The 17830-nt window shown below is 70.9% G+C and carries 12 protein-coding genes and 1 pseudogene; 3 read left to right on the forward strand and 10 right to left on the reverse strand.

The features are described from left to right. Window positions 1-547: 547 nt before the first annotated feature. The 4 genes and pseudogenes from C593_RS0124240 to C593_RS33935 all read right to left on the reverse strand — a co-directional run. Window positions 548-2233 (reverse strand): ribonuclease J, encoded by a 1686-nt coding sequence (locus C593_RS0124240; protein ID WP_018849922.1) that lies wholly within the window; start codon window positions 2231-2233, stop codon window positions 548-550. Window positions 2234-2396: 163 nt separating this feature from the next. Beyond that, entirely contained in the window at window positions 2397-3296 is a 900-nt protein-coding gene (gene dapA, locus C593_RS0124245) for a 4-hydroxy-tetrahydrodipicolinate synthase (protein WP_018849923.1), read from the reverse strand. Window positions 3297-3506: 210 nt separating this feature from the next. Continuing rightward, the gene (gene thyX, locus C593_RS0124250) at window positions 3507-4736 is read right to left on the reverse strand and encodes an FAD-dependent thymidylate synthase (RefSeq protein WP_486591180.1); all 1230 of its coding nucleotides are present in this window, start codon (window positions 4734-4736) and stop codon (window positions 3507-3509) included. Next, window positions 4734-5003: pseudogene (locus C593_RS33935) on the reverse strand (FAD-dependent thymidylate synthase); the annotation flags it as partial. The pseudogene C593_RS33935 and the gene thyX, both read right to left, overlap by 3 nt. Window positions 5004-5233: 230 nt before the next feature. Here C593_RS33935 and C593_RS0124255 point away from each other — a divergent pair. Together C593_RS0124255 and C593_RS0124260 are read left to right on the forward strand one after the other, a co-directional pair. Next, a complete protein-coding gene (locus C593_RS0124255; RefSeq protein ID WP_018849925.1) occupies window positions 5234-5500 on the forward strand; it encodes a hypothetical protein in 267 nt (88 codons plus the stop codon). 141 nt (window positions 5501-5641) lie between these two features. Beyond that, window positions 5642-6190 (forward strand): hypothetical protein, encoded by a 549-nt coding sequence (locus C593_RS0124260; protein WP_018849926.1) that lies wholly within the window; start codon window positions 5642-5644, stop codon window positions 6188-6190. 94 nt (window positions 6191-6284) lie between these two features. On the opposite strand, the gene C593_RS0124265 is transcribed toward C593_RS0124260, so the two are convergent. The 6 genes from C593_RS0124265 to eccD all read right to left on the reverse strand — a co-directional run bounded on the left by C593_RS0124265 (window position 6285) and on the right by eccD (window position 13535). Next, the gene (locus C593_RS0124265; RefSeq protein WP_018849927.1) at window positions 6285-6737 is read right to left on the reverse strand and encodes a tetratricopeptide repeat protein; all 453 of its coding nucleotides are present in this window, start codon (window positions 6735-6737) and stop codon (window positions 6285-6287) included. A gap of 11 nt (window positions 6738-6748) precedes the next feature. Then, the gene (dapB, locus tag C593_RS0124270; protein WP_018849928.1) at window positions 6749-7501 is read right to left on the reverse strand and encodes a 4-hydroxy-tetrahydrodipicolinate reductase; all 753 of its coding nucleotides are present in this window, start codon (window positions 7499-7501) and stop codon (window positions 6749-6751) included. 100 nt (window positions 7502-7601) lie between these two features. Then, window positions 7602-8981, reverse strand: coding sequence for a M16 family metallopeptidase (locus C593_RS0124275; protein ID WP_018849929.1), 1380 nt, complete (start codon window positions 8979-8981; stop codon window positions 7602-7604). Continuing rightward, a complete protein-coding gene (locus C593_RS0124280; RefSeq protein WP_018849930.1) occupies window positions 8978-11191 on the reverse strand; it encodes a polyribonucleotide nucleotidyltransferase in 2214 nt (737 codons plus the stop codon). The genes C593_RS0124275 and C593_RS0124280 overlap by 4 nt, the downstream gene beginning before the upstream one ends. Before the next feature lie 390 nt (window positions 11192-11581). After that, the gene (gene rpsO / locus C593_RS0124285; protein ID WP_018849931.1) at window positions 11582-11872 is read right to left on the reverse strand and encodes a 30S ribosomal protein S15; all 291 of its coding nucleotides are present in this window, start codon (window positions 11870-11872) and stop codon (window positions 11582-11584) included. Between the two features lie 166 nt (window positions 11873-12038). Continuing rightward, on the reverse strand, window positions 12039-13535 hold the full coding sequence (gene eccD, locus C593_RS0124290) for a type VII secretion integral membrane protein EccD (RefSeq protein ID WP_026278031.1): 1497 nt from the start codon (window positions 13533-13535) through the stop codon (window positions 12039-12041). Window positions 13536-13758: 223 nt separating this feature from the next. Here eccD and C593_RS0124295 point away from each other — a divergent pair, with 223 nt between their 5' ends. Next, entirely contained in the window at window positions 13759-17721 is a 3963-nt protein-coding gene (locus tag C593_RS0124295) for a type VII secretion protein EccC (RefSeq protein WP_018849933.1), read from the forward strand. Window positions 17722-17830 lie beyond the last annotated feature (109 nt).

Here is a 17830-nt window from a genome sequence, read left to right on the forward strand (position 1 = left end):
TGAATGTTTACCCGTGATCGGGTCGACACATCACAGGGAGCGGAACCAGCCGGGCGGAAAATACCCGACGGTTCACAGCGTCCTCGCTGTTGTGTTTCTTCAAAGGAACCTCGACCAACCAACAACTCACGTCGGCTGGACGGGGTATCAACTAATCTGGCGTTGATTTTTGGCACGCTGTTGAGTTCTCAAGGAACGGACGCTTCCTTTGTACTCACCCCCAGAACTTCTGTGGGCTTTCCTCCGGGCGCTTCCCTTCGGTCTTGCGTTTCCGACTCTATCAGACTCTTTCGCGTCCGATTCCCGGTCGGCGGGAATGCTTCAAGGGAATCGCTTTCGCGTTTCCCTTTCGGCGGCTCCGACTTTATCAGAGATTCTGAGTCGGAATTCCCGCCCCCTCCGGGCGCAGCCTGCTGCACACATGAGTGAGCGGCTTCCCGTTGAGGCGGAGACGCCAACGTACTGGAGCGGAGCGCCCCGATGCAAATCCGGGGTGCTCCGCTCCTCAGAACGTGCTACGTGGCGGCCCGTTGCCGTCCTCGGCCGGTCAGACCTCGACGACCACAGGCAGGATCATCGGGCGCCGGCGGTAGGTGTCGGACACCCACTTGCCCAGCGAGCGGCGCACCAGCTGCTGGAGCTGGTGCGGCTCGGCGACCCCGTCGGCGGCCGACTTGGCGATCGCCTCCTCGATCTTGGGCATCACCGCGGTGAAGGCGGCGTCGTCGATGCCGGATCCCCGGGCGTGGATGTTCGGTCCGCCCACCACCTTGCCGGTGGTGCTGTCCACGACGACGAAGACGGAGATGATGCCCTCCTCGCCGAGGATGCGGCGGTCCTTCAGCGCGGGCTCCGTGACGTCGCCGACCGAGAGGCCGTCGACGTACACGTATCCGGCCTGGACCTTGCCGACGATGCGGGCGCGGCCGTCGACGAGGTCGACGACGACTCCGTCCTCGGCGATGACGATGTGGTCCTTGGGGACACCGGTGAGCGCGCCGAGTTCGGCGTTCGCGCGCAGGTGGCGCCATTCGCCGTGGACCGGCATCAGGTTCTTCGGGCGGCAGATGTTGTAGAAGTACAGCAGCTCACCGGCCGAGGCGTGACCCGAGACGTGCACCTTGGCGTTGCCCTTGTGGACGACGTTGGCGCCCCAGCGGGTCAGGCCGTTGATGACCCGGTAGACCGCGTTCTCGTTCCCCGGGATCAGGGACGAGGCCAGGATGACGGTGTCGCCCGGGACGATGCGGATCTGGTGGTCGCGGTTGGCCATACGGGACAGGGCCGCCATCGGCTCGCCCTGGGAGCCCGTGCAGACGAGCACGACCTCGTCGTCCGGCAGGTCGTCCAGCGTCTTGACGTCCACCACGAGGCCCGCGGGCACCCGCAGGTAGCCGAGGTCCCGGGCGATGCCCATGTTGCGGACCATCGAGCGACCGACGAAGGCGACCCGGCGTCCGTACTCGTGGGCCGCGTCCAGGATCTGCTGGATGCGGTGCACATGGCTGGCGAAGCTGGCCACGATGATGCGCTTCTGCGCGTTGGCGAAGACCTGGCGCAGGACGTTGGAGATGTCCCGCTCCGGCGGGACGAAGCCCGGCACCTCGGCGTTGGTGGAGTCGGACAGCAGGAGGTCGATGCCCTCCTCGCTGAGCCGCGCGAAGGCGTGCAGGTCGGTGAGCCGGCGGTCCAGCGGGAGCTGGTCCATCTTGAAGTCGCCGGTGTGCACGACCAGGCCCGCGGGGGTGCGGATGGCGACGGCCAGCGCGTCCGGGATGGAGTGGTTGACCGCGATGAACTCGCAGTCGAAGGGCCCGATGCGCTCGCGGTGGCCTTCGGAGACCTCCAGCGTGTACGGGCGGATCCGGTGCTCCTGGAGCTTGGCCTCGATGAGGGCCAGGGTCAGCTTGGAGCCGATCAGCGGGATGTCGGGCTTCAGACGGAGCAGGAAGGGCACGGCGCCGATGTGGTCCTCGTGACCGTGCGTGAGGACGATGCCCTCGATGTCGTCGAGGCGGTCCCGGAGGGTGGTGAAGTCCGGGAGGATCAGGTCGATGCCGGGCTGCTCCTCCTCGGGGAACAGCACGCCGCAGTCGACGATCAGCAGGCGGCCGTCGTACTCGAAGACCGTCATGTTGCGGCCGATCTCGCCGAGACCGCCGAGCGGTGTGACGCGCAGGCCGCCCTTGGGCAGCTTCGGGGGCGCGCCGAGTTCAGGATGCGGATGACTCAAAAGACTCTCCTCACCACGCACGCCACGCGCTGTCGGCTACGTGGCGTACATGACATTCGTACATGTGCTGTCTGTCGTCTGTTCCGGCCGGGTCCGGGGGCAGGCTGCGCGCCTGGTCGGTCTCGTCGGCCGGGGTGCTGCTATTCAGTTGTGAAGTCGGATGTCAGAGCTGTACCCCGCCGGCGGCCAGGTCGAGCTCGAGCTGGCGCGTCTCTTCGGGGGAGAGCTCGACGAGCGGCAGCCGCAGCGGGCCGGCGGGCAGGCCCTGGAGAGCCAGTGCCGCCTTGGTGGTGATCACGCCCTGGGTGCGGAACATACCCGTGAAGACGGGCAGCAGCTTCTGGTGGATCTCGGTGGCCTTCTGCACGTCACCGCCCCGGTGCGCGTCGATCAGGGCCCGCAGCTCGGGTGTGACGACGTGGCCGACGACGGAGACGAAGCCGATCGCGCCCACGGACAGGAGCGGCAGGTTGAGCATGTCGTCGCCGGAGTACCAGGCGAGGCCGCTGCGGGCGATGGCCCAGCTGGCACGGCCGAGGTCGCCCTTGGCGTCCTTGTTGGCGACGATCCGCGGGTGGCTCGCGAGGCGGACGATCGTCTCGGTGTCGATGGGGACGCCGCTGCGGCCGGGGATGTCGTAGAGCATCACGGGCAGGCCGGTGGAATCGGCGATCGCCGTGAAGTGGCGGAGCAGGCCCTCCTGCGGCGGCTTGTTGTAGTACGGGGTGACCGCCAGCAGGCCGTGGGCGCCGGCGCGCTCCGCGGCGCGGGCGAGGTCGATGCTGTGACGGGTGTCGTTGGTGCCGATGCCGGCGACGACATGGGCACGGTCTCCGACCGCCTCCAGCACGGCCCGTACGAGCTGGTCTTTCTCCGCGTCGCTGGTGGTGGGCGACTCGCCGGTGGTCCCGTTGATGACCAGACCGTCGTTGCCGGCGTCCACAAGGTGGGCGGCGAGGCGCTGGGCGCCCGCGATGTCGAGTGCGCCGTCCGCCGTGAAGGGCGTGACCATGGCGGTGAGGACCCGCCCGAAGGGGATCTGCGGAGTGGAGATCGGAGCCATGGGTAACACGCTACTCGCTGCTCTGTGCAGGGTGTCCCCTCGGGGGACGTGACGTACGACGTGGCATGCGGAACCCGGCACTGCCTGCTCGGGGGTTCAAGCAGTGCCGGGTCCGTTTGATCAGCCTAGATGAACTTCACGAAACGCCGCAATACGGACACTTCGCCAGGGGTTACGTACATCTGTGCCCCTCCGGCCGGGGGCCCCGGCTCAGGGGGCGACGCGGCCGTTCGCGTTGAAGGCCGCGTACGTCAGGGGCATGAGCCGCGCCCAGTGCTCCTCCATCTTCTCGCCGACCATCTCGATCTCCCGCTGGGGGAAGGACGGCACCCGGGCGTCCTCGTGCTGGGTGCGCAGGCCGAGGAAGTGCATCAGCGACCGCGCGTTGCAGGTCGCGTACATCGACGAGAACAGGCCGACGGGGAGGACGGCGCGGGCCACCTCGCGGGCCACGCCGGCCGCCAGCATCTCCTGGTAGGCCTCGTAGGCGTGCAGATAGGTGTCCTCCATGACGCGGCCGGTCAGCTCCTGCTGCGCCTGCGTGCCCTCGACGAAGACGTACTTGCCGGGGCGGCCCTCCTGGACCAGCTTGCGCTCGGCGTCCGGGACGTAGAAGACCGGTTCGAGCTGCCGGTAGCGGCCGGACTCCTCGTTGTAGGAATTGTGTACGACGAATCCGTCCGCGATGAAGTTGTGGTGCGGCGGCGGCATGGAGATGTCGTAGGTCATCTCCTCCCCGTCGGGCATGACGGAGAGCACGGCTTCCCAGCGCACGCCGTTCTGCAGGGCGCGGCGGCGCTCCCCGATCGGTACGCCTTCGCTGTTGCTCTTCCGCTGGTGGCACGACCTGCAGGCCGGCCTCAGATTCGAGGGGTCGAGCGCCTTGGTCAGATCGGCGTCCACCGGGACGACGTGATCCAGCTCCAGGTCCGGCGCCTCGAATTTCTCGTCGCAGAGATAGCAGAGGTCCACCGGAGCGATCAGTTCCGCACGCTGCTCGGTGGTCCAGATCTGGATGCCCTCGCGCAGGCGCTTCGGGATACCCACCCGCTCCCCGACGCCCACGCGGCCCAACCGCCCGACCCGGTCGCCCGGGCGGAGATCGCCGGCGCGAACCCAGCCGTCGGGCGTCCACACCCGGTGGTCCGCGGTGCACCTCAGAGCCTTGCCGTTCGTCGTCGACACCTTGAGGATCGGCTTCACGCCGGACTCGAAGACATCGACCATGGGTGCCTTCTCCGCCAGCCCGGTCTCCAGGTCGATGGTGTCGGCCAGAAGGTTCTGGCAGGACTTCAGCTGGCGCGTCCGGCCCAGGGAATCGGGTACGCCGACCTTCCAGTCCCGGTAGATGTCCGCGATGCGCTTGGCCTTGCCGTTCTTGCCGGTGCCGACGCGGATCATGGCATCCCCCGGCAGGCACCAGCCCACCCGGTGGCGCATGAACTCGCGGAAGACGAAGATCGGGGCGCTGATGAAGAAGGTCATCGAGTTGTGCTCGAACGGGCTGCCGTGGCGGTCGCGCATCAGGTAGTTGATGAGCCCCTTGGAGCGCTCCGGGTCCTTGGAGAGCTCGTCGAGGGACTGCTCGCCCGCGGTGGAGACGCGTGCCGCCCACAGCACGTCCGAGTCGCCGGCGGTGTGCTTCACCAGCTCGACCGTGACGTCGCTGCGGAAGCTCGGCTTGACGTCGGCGGGGGTGTCGGCCACGGAGGGGTCCTTCCAGTGAGGGCAACAGCGGCCCAGTGAGGGCAACGGCGGCGCTCACCTTAACGAGCGCGTGGACCGGCCCGTTTCCCGGGGTCGCGAGAAAAGATCCCGAATCGGGCACCAAATGCGCCCTGCGCACGTCTGTACGGATAGCAGCGGAAAGCGGCGGCCCCCAGGGTCCGGCGCCTCCGCCCCACGACCGTCCGTCACGTCCCCGAGGAGACCCCGCTATGTCCACCGTCCGCCGACCTCTCGGCGGTGCCCGCAGGCGCGAGGCCGTCCCGTTCACGTTCGTCGCCGAGGCGGACGCCTTCCGCAGCAATGTCGCGCCCCCGCCCAGACAGCGCCCGAGCGCGTCGCAGGTGCTGGGGCGCGTGATGATCGGGCTGACACTCGTCGGCGGCCTGGTGGGCTCGCTCCTCTTCGGCATACCGGCCCTGGAGTCCCCGGCGGACCCGGGCCACTCCCAGACCTCCGAGGCGTCCCAGGGGCGCTGAGGAGGGTCGTTCCGGGGCGTGCGCGGCGCGCCCCGGACCCCGGGGGTGGTTCCTCCTCCCGCGCCTCGGTAGCCTCACCGGGCACAGCCCCAATTGAGCGTGCACCGCCCCCGTGAGCGTGCTGGTGAGTGAGGATCCGTCGTGCCCCTGCCCTTTCTGACGGCCGATCGTGCTTTTGACACGCAAGAGGACGACGTCGCACTGCCCTTCGACGACCACGACGCATGGCGCCGGCCGTACCGCCCGGGCCCGTGGCGGGTCGGCGTGGCGGCCGTGCTGCTGCTCCTCGCGTCGTTCGTCTTCATCGCCGCGATGATCATCGCCTTCGCGGGCGCTCTGTCCGGCGCGGCGGTGTGCATGGGGCTGGGCGGGCTGATCGTCGCCGCCGCGCTCCGGCTGCTGCGCATGGGCGCGTGGGTGAGCCGGCACGGTGTGCGCCGGGTCGGCTTCCTCCGCACCGCGACCCTCCCGTGGAACCGGACGACGGCCCTGCGGACCGTGCAGCAGCCGGTGCGCTGGCTGGGGCTGCCGCGGACGGTGCAGGGGCAGGCCCTGATGCTCGTGACGCAGGGCGGCGAGCAGATCCCGCTGCTCACCGACCACAACGCCGACTTCCTGTCCCGCCTGGAGGCGTTCGACCGCGCGGCCGACACGGTCGAGGCATGGGGCGCGGAGTACCGCGACGCGTAGGCGCGCGCCCGCCGCACCTCGCGTGGTGCTCTGCTGCCCCGGACCGTGCGGTCCGGGGAGCAGAGCACCATGACGGGCGGTGCGGCCCGGGGAGTCAGTGCGCGACGGGCCGGCCGTCGTGCAGGGCGATCGCGCGCTGCATGGCCTTGCGGGCCCGCGGGGTGTCCCGGGCGTCGTGGTACGCGACGGCCAGCCGGAACCAGCAGCGCCAGTCGTCCGGCGTGTCCTCCGTCTCCGCGCGGCGGCGGGCGAAGACCTCGTCGGCGGAGTCGCGGTCGATGCGTCCGCCCGGGGTGCGCACCAGTTCGTCGACGGGCAGGCCGCCCTCGGCCTCCAGTTCGGCGGCCAGGCGGTTGGCCCTGGTCACGAACTGGGTGTTCTTCCAGAGGAACCAGACGCCGATCAGCGGCAGCACGAGCACGGCCACGCCGAAGGTGACCGTCAGCAGGGTGCCGTGGCGGAGGAGGACGACGCCCCGGCCTCCGACCAGGACGAAGTAGACGACCAGGACGGCCGCCGTGACGAAGTACGTGATCCGTGCGCGCATCGCGGACACCCTCAGCCGAGGTCCAGGAAGTGCTCCAGGCCGATGGTGAGGCCGGGAGCGGAGACGACGCGGCGCACGCCGAGGAGGATGCCCGGCATGAAGCTGCTGTGGTGCAGCGAGTCGTGCCGGATGGTCAGGGTCTCGCCCTCGCCGCCGAGGAGGACCTCCTGGTGGGCCAGGAGTCCGCGCAGTCGCACGGCGTGCACCGGGACGCCGTCCACGTCGGCGCCCCGGGCGCCGTCCAGGGCGCTCACCGTGGCGTCCGGCTGCGGGGGGCACCCGGCCTCGGCGCGCGCGGCCGCGATGAGCTGCGCGGTGCGCGTGGCGGTGCCGGAGGGTGCGTCGGCCTTGTTCGGGTGGTGCAGCTCGACGACCTCGGCGGACTCGAACCAGCGCGCCGCCTGCTGGGCGAACTTCATGGTGAGCACCGCGCCGATGGAGAAGTTCGGTGCGATGAGCACACCGGTCTCCGGGGAGGCCGCGAGCGAGGTGCCGAGCTGCGCGAGCCGCTCCTCGGTCCAGCCGGTGGTGCCGACGACCGCGTGGATGCCGTGGCGGACGCAGAAGTCGAGGTTCCCCATCACCGAGGCGGGGGTGGTGAGCTCGACGACGACCTGGGCGCCCGAGTCCACCAGGGACTCCAGCTTGTCGCCCCGGCCGAGGGCGCCGACCAGCTCCAGGTCCTCGGCCCCCTCCACGGCCTGTACGGCCTCCGAGCCGATACGGCCCTTGGCTCCGAGAACGGCCACGCGCAGCTTGCTCATGGGTTGCTTCCTCACGGGTTCGGGGGGTTCGCGTGCGGGGCCCGCACGTCCGGGGGCGGGTGCGGGGTCCGGGTGCCCGCGGGCACCCGGACCCCGCGGCTCAGGCGACGGCTTCCTGCAGGCGGTCCGCCTGCTTGTCCCGCAGCGGGCCGATGACGGCCAGGGACGGGCGGCCGCCGAGGACGTCGGCGGCCACCGCGCGCACCTGGTCGGGTGTGACGGCGGCTATCTCGGCGAGCATGTCGTCGACCGACATCTGGGAGCCCCAGCACAGTTCGCTCTTGCCGATGCGGTTCATCAGCGCGCCGGTGTCCTCCAGGCCGAGGACCGTGGAGCCGGAGAGCTGCCCGATCGCCCGGGAGATCTCGTCGTCCGGCAGGCCCTCGGAGGCGACCCGGTCGAGTTCGCCGCGGCAGATCTTCAGCACGTCGTGCACCTGGCCGGGCCGGCAGCCCGCGTAGACGCCGAAGAGGCCGGTGTCGGCGAAGCCCGAGGTGTACGAGTACACGCTGTAGGCCAGGCCGCGCTTCTCCCGGACCTCCTGGAAGAGCCGGGAGGACATCCCGCCGCCGAGGGCGGTGTTGAGCACGCCCAGCGCCCAGCGGCGGTCGTCGGTGCGGGCGAGGCCGGGCATGCCGAGGACGACGTGCGCCTGCTCGGTGCGCCGGTTGAGGTGCTCGACCCGGCCCGCGGTGCGCAGGGCGCGGCTGCCGTCGCGCGGCGGGGTGGGCGCGGCCGCCGGGTCGCCGAGGGCGCCGGCCTTCTCGAAGGCGCGGCGGACCTGGCGGACGACAGTCGCGTGGTCGACGTTGCCGGCCGCGGCGACGACCAGGCGGGTCGGGTCGTAGTGCTTGCGGTAGAAGCGTCGCACCCGGTCCGCGGTGAGGGCGTTGACCGTGTCGACCGTGCCGAGGACCGGCCGGCCGAGCGGGGAGTCGCCGAACATGGTGTGCGCGAACAGGTCGTGCACGCAGTCGCCGGGGTCGTCCTCGGTCATCGCGATCTCCTCCAGGATGACGCCGCGTTCGGCGTCCACGTCCTCCTGGCGGATCAGCGAGCCGGTCAGCATGTCGCAGACCACGTCGATGGCGAGCGGCAGGTCCGTGTCGAGGACCCGCGCGTAGTAGCAGGTGTACTCCTTGGCGGTGAAGGCGTTCATCTCGCCGCCGACCGCGTCGATCGCGGAGGAGATGTCGAGCGCCGAGCGCCGGTGCGTGCCCTTGAACAGCAGGTGTTCGAGGTAGTGCGTGGCGCCGCCGAGGGAGGGGGTCTCGTCGCGGGAGCCGACGTTGGCCCAGATCCCGAAGGTGGCGGAGCGGACGGAGGGCAGCGTCTCGGTGACCACGCGCAGCCCGCCGGGGAGCACGGTGCGCCGTACGGTGCCGATGCCGTCGCGGCCCTTGAGCAGGGTTTGGGTACGGGCGACGGCCCGCGCCTCCGGGGAGGTGCGGGCCGTCGTCTGCGAACTACGGGACGTCACTGCTGGGCGTCGTCCTTCTTCTCGTCCTCTTCGCCCTCGATCACGGGGATCAGGGAGAGCTTGCCGCGCGAGTCGATCTCGGCGATCTCGACCTGGACCTTGGAGCCCACACCGAGCACGTCCTCGACGTTCTCGACGCGCTTGCCGCCGGCCAGCTTGCGGATCTGGGAGATGTGCAGCAGGCCGTCCTTGCCCGGGAGCAGGGAGACGAACGCGCCGAACGTGGTCGTCTTGACGACCGTGCCCAGGTAGCGCTCGCCGACCTCCGGCATGGTCGGGTTGGCGATGCCGTTGATCGTGGCGCGGGCGGCCTCGGCGGCCGGGCCGTCGGCGGCACCGATGTAGATGGTGCCGTCGTCCTCGATCGTGATCTCGGCGCCGGTGTCCTCCTGGATCTGGTTGATCATCTTGCCCTTGGGGCCGATGACCTCACCGATCTTGTCCACGGGGATCTTGACGGTGATGATCCGCGGGGCGTTGGGGGACATCTCGTCCGGGGTGTCGATCGCTTCCATCATCACGTCGAGGATGTGGAGGCGGGCGTCGCGGGCCTGCTTGAGGGCCGCGGCCAGGACGGAGGCCGGGATGCCGTCCAGCTTGGTGTCGAGCTGGAGGGCGGTGACGAACTGCTTGGTGCCGGCGACCTTGAAGTCCATGTCGCCGAAGGCGTCCTCCGCACCGAGGATGTCGGTGAGGGCGACGTAGTGCGTCTTGCCGTCGATCTCCTGGGAGATCAGGCCCATGGCGATACCCGCGACGGGGGCCTTGAGGGGCACACCGGCGTTCAGCAGCGACATGGTGGAGGCGCAGACCGAGCCCATGGACGTCGAACCGTTGGAGCCGAGGGCCTCGGACACCTGGCGGATCGCGTAGGGGAACTCCTCGCGGGTCGGCAGGACCGGCACGATCGCGCGCTCGGCGAGCGCGCCGTGGCCGATCTCGCGGCGCTTCGGCGAGCCGACGCGGCCGGTCTCGCCGACGGAGTACGGCGGGAAGTTGTAGTTGTGCATGTAGCGCTTGCGCGTCACCGGGGAGAGGGTGTCGAGCTGCTGCTCCATGCGCAGCATGTTCAGCGTGGTGACGCCCAGGATCTGGGTCTCGCCGCGCTCGAACAGTGCCGAGCCGTGCACGCGCGGGATGGCCTCGACCTCGGCGGCCAGGGTACGGATGTCCGTGATCCCGCGGCCGTCGATGCGGACCTTGTCCTTGATGACGCGCTCGCGGACCAGGGCCTTGGTGAGGCTGCGGTAGGCGGCGGAGATCTCCTTCTCGCGGCCCTCGAAGGCCGGGAGGAGCTTCTCGCCGGCCAGCGCCTTGACGCGGTCCAGCTCGGCCTCGCGCTCCTGCTTGCCGGCGATCGTCAGTGCCTGGGCGAGCTCGCCCTTGACCGCGTCGGACAGGGCGGCGTAGACGTCGTCCTCGTAGTCGAGGAAGACGGGGAACTCGCCCTCGGGCTTGGCGGCCTTGGCGGCGAGGTCCGACTGCGCCTTGCACAGGACCTTGATGAACGGCTTCGCGGCCTCGAGGCCCGCGGCCACGACCTCCTCGGTCGGCGCCTCGGCGCCGCCCTTGACGAGCTCGATGGTCCTCTCGGTGGCCTCGGCCTCGACCATCATGATCGCGACGTCGCCGTCCTCCAGGACGCGGCCCGCGACGACCATGTCGAAGACGGCGTCCTCGAGCTCGGTGTGCGTCGGGAAGGCGACCCACTGGCCCTTGATCAGGGCGACCCGGGTGCCGCCGATCGGGCCGGAGAAGGGCAGGCCGGCCAGCTGCGTGGAGCAGGAGGCGGCGTTGATGGCGATCACGTCGTAGAGGTGATCGGGGTTGAGCGCCATGATCGTCTCGACGATCTGGATCTCGTTGCGCAGGCCCTTCTTGAAGGAGGGGCGCAGCGGGCGGTCGATCAGGCGGCAGGTGAGGACCGCGTCCTCGGAGGGGCGGCCCTCCCGGCGGAAGAAGGAGCCGGGGATCTTGCCGGCCGCGTACATCCGCTCCTCGACGTCCACCGTGAGGGGGAAGAAGTCGAGCTGGTCCTTGGGCTTCTTGGAAGCGGTGGTGGCCGACAGCACCATGGTGTCGTCGTCCAGGTAGGCCACGGCGGAGCCGGCGGCCTGACGGGCCAGGCGGCCCGTCTCGAAGCGGATGGTGCGGGTGCCGAAGGAGCCGTTGTCGATGACGGCCTCGGCGTAGTGGGTCTCGTTCTCCACTAGCGGTGTCTCCTACGTATCGTCTTTGCGCCCGGCTCCCGTGTGGTGCCGGGCGGTGTACGGAGAAGCGCGCCTTGGATGCGGGCCGGTCTTCGATCGAAGCACCCGGATCGGGGCACCTGAGGCGGTGCGTCCGGGGGCCACTACCGAGGACCGGCGGCGAGGAGGCGGCTTCCCTCTCGTCTGTATTCAGCCGGCGCACTCTGATGGGTGCACTGGTGACCAGACTAGTTGCCACGCCACCGGTCGCGCACGTACAACGGCGCGGGTCCGGCGGTGTGCGCGGCGGTGGTGGGGGTGTCCTGCCTGGTCAGCGACCGGCGGCCGGAGGCTGCCGGTACGGCGAAGGGAGCGGCCCCCGGCAGTGGGAACCGCTCCCTTCGACGCGCCTTACTTGGCGCCGCCGGCCGCGCCGCGGCGGATGCCGAGGCGGTCGACCAGCGTACGGAAGCGCTGGATGTCCTTCTTGGCCAGGTACTGCAGCAGGCGGCGGCGCTGGCCGACCAGGATCAGCAGACCACGACGGGAGTGGTGGTCGTGCTTGTGGGTCTTGAGGTGCTCGGTCAGGTCCGAGATGCGGCGGGACAGCATCGCGACCTGGACCTCGGGGGAGCCGGTGTCGCCCTCCTTGGTGCCGAACTCGCTGATGATCTGCTTCTTCGTAGCGGCGTCGAGAGACACTCGGTACTCCTCATGGTGTTCGATGCGCCCGCGAGTGCCCCTGGTCTCTGTCTCAGGGGAGCTTCCGTGACTCGGAGGGCGGGGTCCGATGAGCGCTGCTCCCAGGTTTCCGGGAAGGATTCCGGGAGCGCGTACACAAACGGCCGCAGTCAGAGTACCAGGCGGTTCAGGAGGTCAGTGCCCGGATGGAGTGGTACACGCCGAAGACCGCGAGGCACAGCGGGATCAGCGTGAGCAGCACAAACGTCTCGGCGACCTCCAGGAAGCGGCCCCAGAACGGGGTCACCCCGGTGCGCGGCACCACCAGTCCGATCGCGGTGAGGACGGCGGCGACGCCGGCGACGGCCGCGGAGAGCCAGATGGTGCGGACGTCCAGGGCGGTGCCCTGGCCGCGCAGCGCGTCCTGGATCATCCCGGCGGGCGGGTTCAGGCAGAGGCCGAGGCCGAGGAGGACCAGGGCGGCGAGACCGGCCGCCAGCGCGCAGCCGACCTGGGCGGTGTAGCGGAACAGATGGGCGCGCATCAGCATCGCGATGCCGGTGGCGAGGGCCAGGAGCTGCGCCCAGACACTGCCGGAGAAGCCGAGGACGGCCGAGGCGCCGACCGCGACCAGGGCGCAGCCGCCGACCAGGCCGACCAGCAGCTCGTGGCCCCGGCGGGCCTGGGCGGCGATACGGGCCGCGTCCACCGGACCCTGCGGCTCCGGCTCGTCGTCGTAGCCGCCGACCGGGGTGCGGGGCGGTTCGAAGCCGATCGGCAGCCGGGCGAAGCGGGTGGAGAGGCCGGGCAGGAAGGCGAGGGAGCCGACGGCGAGCGGCGCGCAGACCGCCGCGGTCTCCGAGGGGGTGAGGTCGGTCAGTACGGCGACGAAGGTGACGACCAGGCCGACGGCGGAGGCGAAGACGAAGGCGACGAACGGTCCGTCGCCCGCCGGGGCCACCAGCATCAGGATCACCGAGCAGAGCAGGACGGCGGCGCAGGCCAGCAGGAACTGGAGCTTGCCGATGCCCTCGCCCCGGGCGAGCGGCAGCAGCCCGGAGCCCGCGACGGCCGCGTTGGCCATCGCGCCGAGGCCGATCGCGACGGCCGAGCCGCGGTCCTCGTACACCCGGACGCGGACGCCGGCGAGGGCGAGGAGGAGGACGGCGCCCACGGTGGCGAGGATGCCGGGCAGGCCGTGCATGTCGTGCCGGGGGTCGGCCGACCAGAGGACGAAGGCGAGCAGGACCAGCAGCACCGAGCCGGCGACCAGGCCCGCGCCGCGCATCAGGGCGTCGGTCCACAGGGTGCGGTCGCGGGCCACGGCCTGGGCGACGGCGTCGGAGACGTCGTCGAAGACCGCGGGCGGCAGCGACTCGGCGAAGGGCCGCAGGGAGAGCAGTTCGCCGTCGAGGATGCGCTGCGCGGCCAGTGAGCGGCCGCCGTCGAGGACGGTTCCGTCGCGGCGGACGAGGTGGTAGCCGACGGGGGCGCCCTGGGCGGGCGTCTGGCCGGACAGGCGCAGGATCTCCGGGTAGAGGTCCGCGACCGCGATGTCCTCGGGCAGGGCGACGTCCACGCGGCCGTCCGGCGCCACGACCGTGACCCGGCAGAATCCGGTGCCGGCGGACACGGTCGCGGGTGCGGGCCGACCGGCTCCGGCGGCCGTCGCTGGGGCCGTCATACTCACCTGTCTGATCCCCCTCGTGGTGGTCTGGGCCGGCTGGCCCGGCATGCACTGCGAATGACCCGTTTTTTGCGGTAGTTCACGGGTGCGCAAACACGTCGCGCCACCCTACCGCCCACCCTCCCGGTGCTACGCAAGTAGGATCCCTCCCCGCGGATGGAACCCGTCGCCACGGGGGCGCCGACCGAGAGATTCCGTCCGGCAAGGGATTGGGTGAGCTGTGAGCCAGATCGTCGTCAAGCGCCCACCGCGGGCCCTGCCGTCCGAAGTTCCGGGCGAGGCGGTGCATCTGCAACCCCCGCCGGAACTGCCCCGGGGGCAGCAGGAGGGCGCGCTGATGCAGCTCCTGCCGATGCTGGGCATGGGCGGTTCGGTCGTCTTCTTCTTCATGACGCCGAACCCGATCATGCGCATCATGGGCATGGTGATGATCGCGTCCACGGTGGCGATGGCGATCGCGATGCTGGTGCGCTACCGGCGCGGCACCCAGGGGCAGTTGGCCGACATCCGGCGGGACTACCTCAAGTACCTCAACACCACCCGCCGCGCGGTGCTCCGCACGGCCCGGCTCCAGCGGGACGCCCAGTACTACCTGCACCCCTCCCCCGAACAGCTGTGGGCCCTGGTGGCCGAGGGCAGCCGGGTGTGGGAACGGCGCATCGGCGACGACGACTTCGCCCAGGTCCGCATCGGGCTGGGCAGCCAGCAGCTGGCGACCCCGCTGATCGCCCCCGAGACGGCCCCCGTCGACGACCTGGAGCCCCTGGCGGCGGGCGCCATGCGGCAGTTCCTCGACGCGCACGGCACCCTGGACAACCTGCCGATGGCGGTGTCCCTGCGGGCCTTCTACCACCTGACCGTGAGCGGGGACGCGGAGTCCGCGCGCGCGGCCGTGCGGGCGATGGTCGGCTCGTTGGCCGCGCTGCACTCCCCCGAGGACCTGGTGGTCGCCGTGGGGGCGGGTGCCGGGTCCGCCCGGCACTGGGAGTGGGCCAAGTGGCTCCCCCACTGCCAGGCGTCCGGCCCCGGGGACGGCGCCGGCACCCGGCGGCTGATCACCTCCGACCCCCGGGACCTCCAGGACCTGCTGACCGTCCCGCTGGAGGGCCGCCCCCGCTTCCAGGGCAGCGGCCACCCGCTGCTGGACCAGCCGCACATCGTCGTCGTCCTCGACGGCGTCCCGGTGCCGGGGACCTCCGCGCTTGCAGCGCCCGAAGGGCTCCAGGGCGTGACCATCATCGAGCTCGTCCCCGGCGAGCCGTCCGGGGCGCGCGGCGGGCTCTCCGTCACCGTCCGCCCCGACGCCCTGCGGCTGGAGTCCGGCCACGGCCTCGTCTACGACGGCACCCCGGACCTGCTCGGGCCCGAGGCCGCGGAGGCGCTGGCCCGGCAACTGGCGCCGCTGCGCGCCGGTGCGGGCTCGGACGACGACGAACCGCTGCTCGCCAACCTGGACTTCACCGATCTGCTCAACCTCGGCGACGCGGCCTCCGTCGACGTCACCCGCACCTGGCGGCCGCGCTCGCAGTCCGAGCGGCTGCGGGTGCCGATCGGCGTCGGCGAGGACGGCTCCCCCGTGATGCTGGACCTCAAGGAGGCCGCGCAGGAGGGCATGGGCCCGCACGGGCTGTGCGTCGGCGCCACCGGCTCCGGCAAGTCCGAGCTGCTGCGCACCCTGGTCCTCGGCCTCGCGGTCACCCACTCGTCGGAGACCCTGAACTTCGTCCTCGCCGACTTCAAGGGCGGCGCGACCTTCGCGGGCATGTCGCAGATGCCGCACGTCGCCGCGGTGATCACCAACCTGGCCGACGACCTGACCCTGGTCGACCGCATGGGCGACTCCATCCGCGGTGAGCTCAACCGCCGTCAGGAGATGCTGCGGGACGCCGGCAACTACGCCAACATCCACGACTACGAGAAGGCGCGCGCCGCCGGCGCCGCCCTCCAGCCGATCCCCTCGCTCGTCCTCGTCATCGACGAGTTCAGCGAACTGCTCACCGCCAAGCCGGACTTCATCGAGATGTTCGTCCAGATCGGCCGTATCGGCCGGTCCCTGGGCGTGCATCTGCTGCTGGCGTCCCAGCGGCTGGAGGAGGGGCGGCTGCGGGGCCTGGAGACCTATCTCTCGTACCGGATCGGTCTGCGGACCTTCTCGGCGGCCGAGTCCCGCGCGGCGATCGGCGTGCCGGACGCGTACCAGCTGCCCAATGTGCCGGGTTCGGGCTTCCTGAAGTTCGGCACCGACGAGATGGTGCGCTTCAAGGCCGCGTACGTCTCCGGTGTCTACCGCACCAACCAGCACGCCGCCGTCCCCGGCGGGCCGCTGCCCGTGGACCGCCGGCCCGCGCTGTTCACGGCCGCCCCCGTCCCGGTCCGGTATGTGCAGGCCGCGCAGCAGCCGCAGGTACCGGACGCGCGCTCCGAGGACGACGCGCTCGCCGACACGGTGCTCGACGTCATCGTGCGCCGCCTCGAGGGGCGGGGGGCGGAGGCGCACCAGGTGTGGCTGCCGCCGCTGGACAACCCGCCGTCCCTGGACGAGATCCTGCCCGGCCTCGCGCAGGTGGAGGGCCGGGGGCTGACCCAGCCCGGGTACGAGGGGGCGGGCAAGCTCGTCGTCCCGCTGGGCGTCGTGGACAAGCCGTTCGAGCAGCGGCGCGACACCCTGTACCGCGACTTCTCCGGCGCGGCCGGCCATATGCAGATCATCGGCGGCCCGCAGTCCGGCAAGTCGACCCTGCTGCGGAGCCTGATCGCGGCCTTCGCCCTCACCCACACCCCGCACGAGGTGCAGTTCTACGGCCTCGACTTCGGTGGCGGCAGCCTCTCCTCGGTGTCCGGTCTCCCCCACGTCGGCTCGATCGCCTCCCGGCTCGACCCGGAGCGGGTCCGGCGCACGGTGGCCGAGGTGTACGGGGTGATGGCCCGGCGCGAGGAGTACTTCCGCAGCGCGGGCATCGACTCCATCGCCACCTACCGGCGGCTGCGCGCCCGGGGCGACATCTCGGTGGCGGACCAGCCGTGGGGCGACGTCTTCCTGGTGATCGACGGCTGGGGCAACTTCCGCACCGACTACGAGGGGCTGGAGAACGCGGTCGTCGACATCGCGGCGCGCGGGCTCGGCTACGGCATCCATGTGATCCTCACGGCGTCCCGGTCGATGGAGGTGCGCTCCAACGTCAAGGACCACCTGATGAACCGGCTGGAGCTGCGGCTCGGTGACGTCATGGACTCCGAGGTGGACCGCAAGATCGCCGTCAATGTGCCGCCGGGTGTGCCGGGACGCGGTCTGGTACCGGAGAAGCTGCACTTCATGGCCGCGGTGCCGCGGATCGACGGCATCCACTCGGACAGTGACCTGGCCGAGGCGACGGCGGCGATGACGCAGGAGGTCGCCCGGCACTGGACGGCCCCGCCCGCGCCGCAGGTGCGGCTGCTGCCGCGCGAACTGCCCGCGCACAGCCTGCCCGCCGGGTCCGCCGAGCCCCGGCGCGGGCTGGCGTTCGGCATCGACGAGAACAACCTGGCGCCGGTCTTCGTGGACTTCGACCGGGACCCGTTCTTCCTGGTCTTCGGCGAGAGCGAGTCGGGCAAGTCGAACCTGCTGCGGCTGCTGATCAAGCAGATCACCGAGCGCTACGACGGCAGCGAGGCCAAGTTCTTCGTCATCGACAACCGGCGCGCGCTGCTGGACGTCACGCCCGCCTCGCACCTGGCCGAATACGTGCCGATGTCCAACAACATGGACCACCACGTGGACGCGATGGCGGACCTGATGCAGCGCCGCACACCGTCGGCGGACGTGACCGCGCAGCAGCTGCGGGACCGGAGTTGGTGGCAGGGCCCGTACGTGTACGTGGTCGTCGACGACTACGACCTGGTGTCCACGTCCAGCGGCAACCCGCTGGCGAAGCTGACGGAGCACCTGCCGTTCGCCCGGGACGTGGGCGTCCGCTTCATCATCGCGCGGAGCGCGGCGGGCGCGAGCAGGTCGACGTACGAACCGTTCATGCAGCGGATGATGGAACTGGGCGCGCAGGGCCTGCTCCTGTCGGGCGACCCGCAGGAGGGCGACGTCCTCGGCACCCGCATGCGCCCGATGCCGCCGGGGCGGGGCATCTTCATGTCGCGCCAGCGGGGGAATCCGCTGGTGCAGACGGGGTGGCTGGGAGAGCCGGAGTGAGCCGTGGCCGGCAGCGGCGGGGGACGGAACGGACCTGCACCAAGTCCGCACAGGAACTCCGGACACCCCTCGCCGAGGGACCTTGTGGCGCCGCGTGACGGTCGGGAAG

It is taken from the genome of Streptomyces sp. CNT372 (assembly GCF_000377145.1).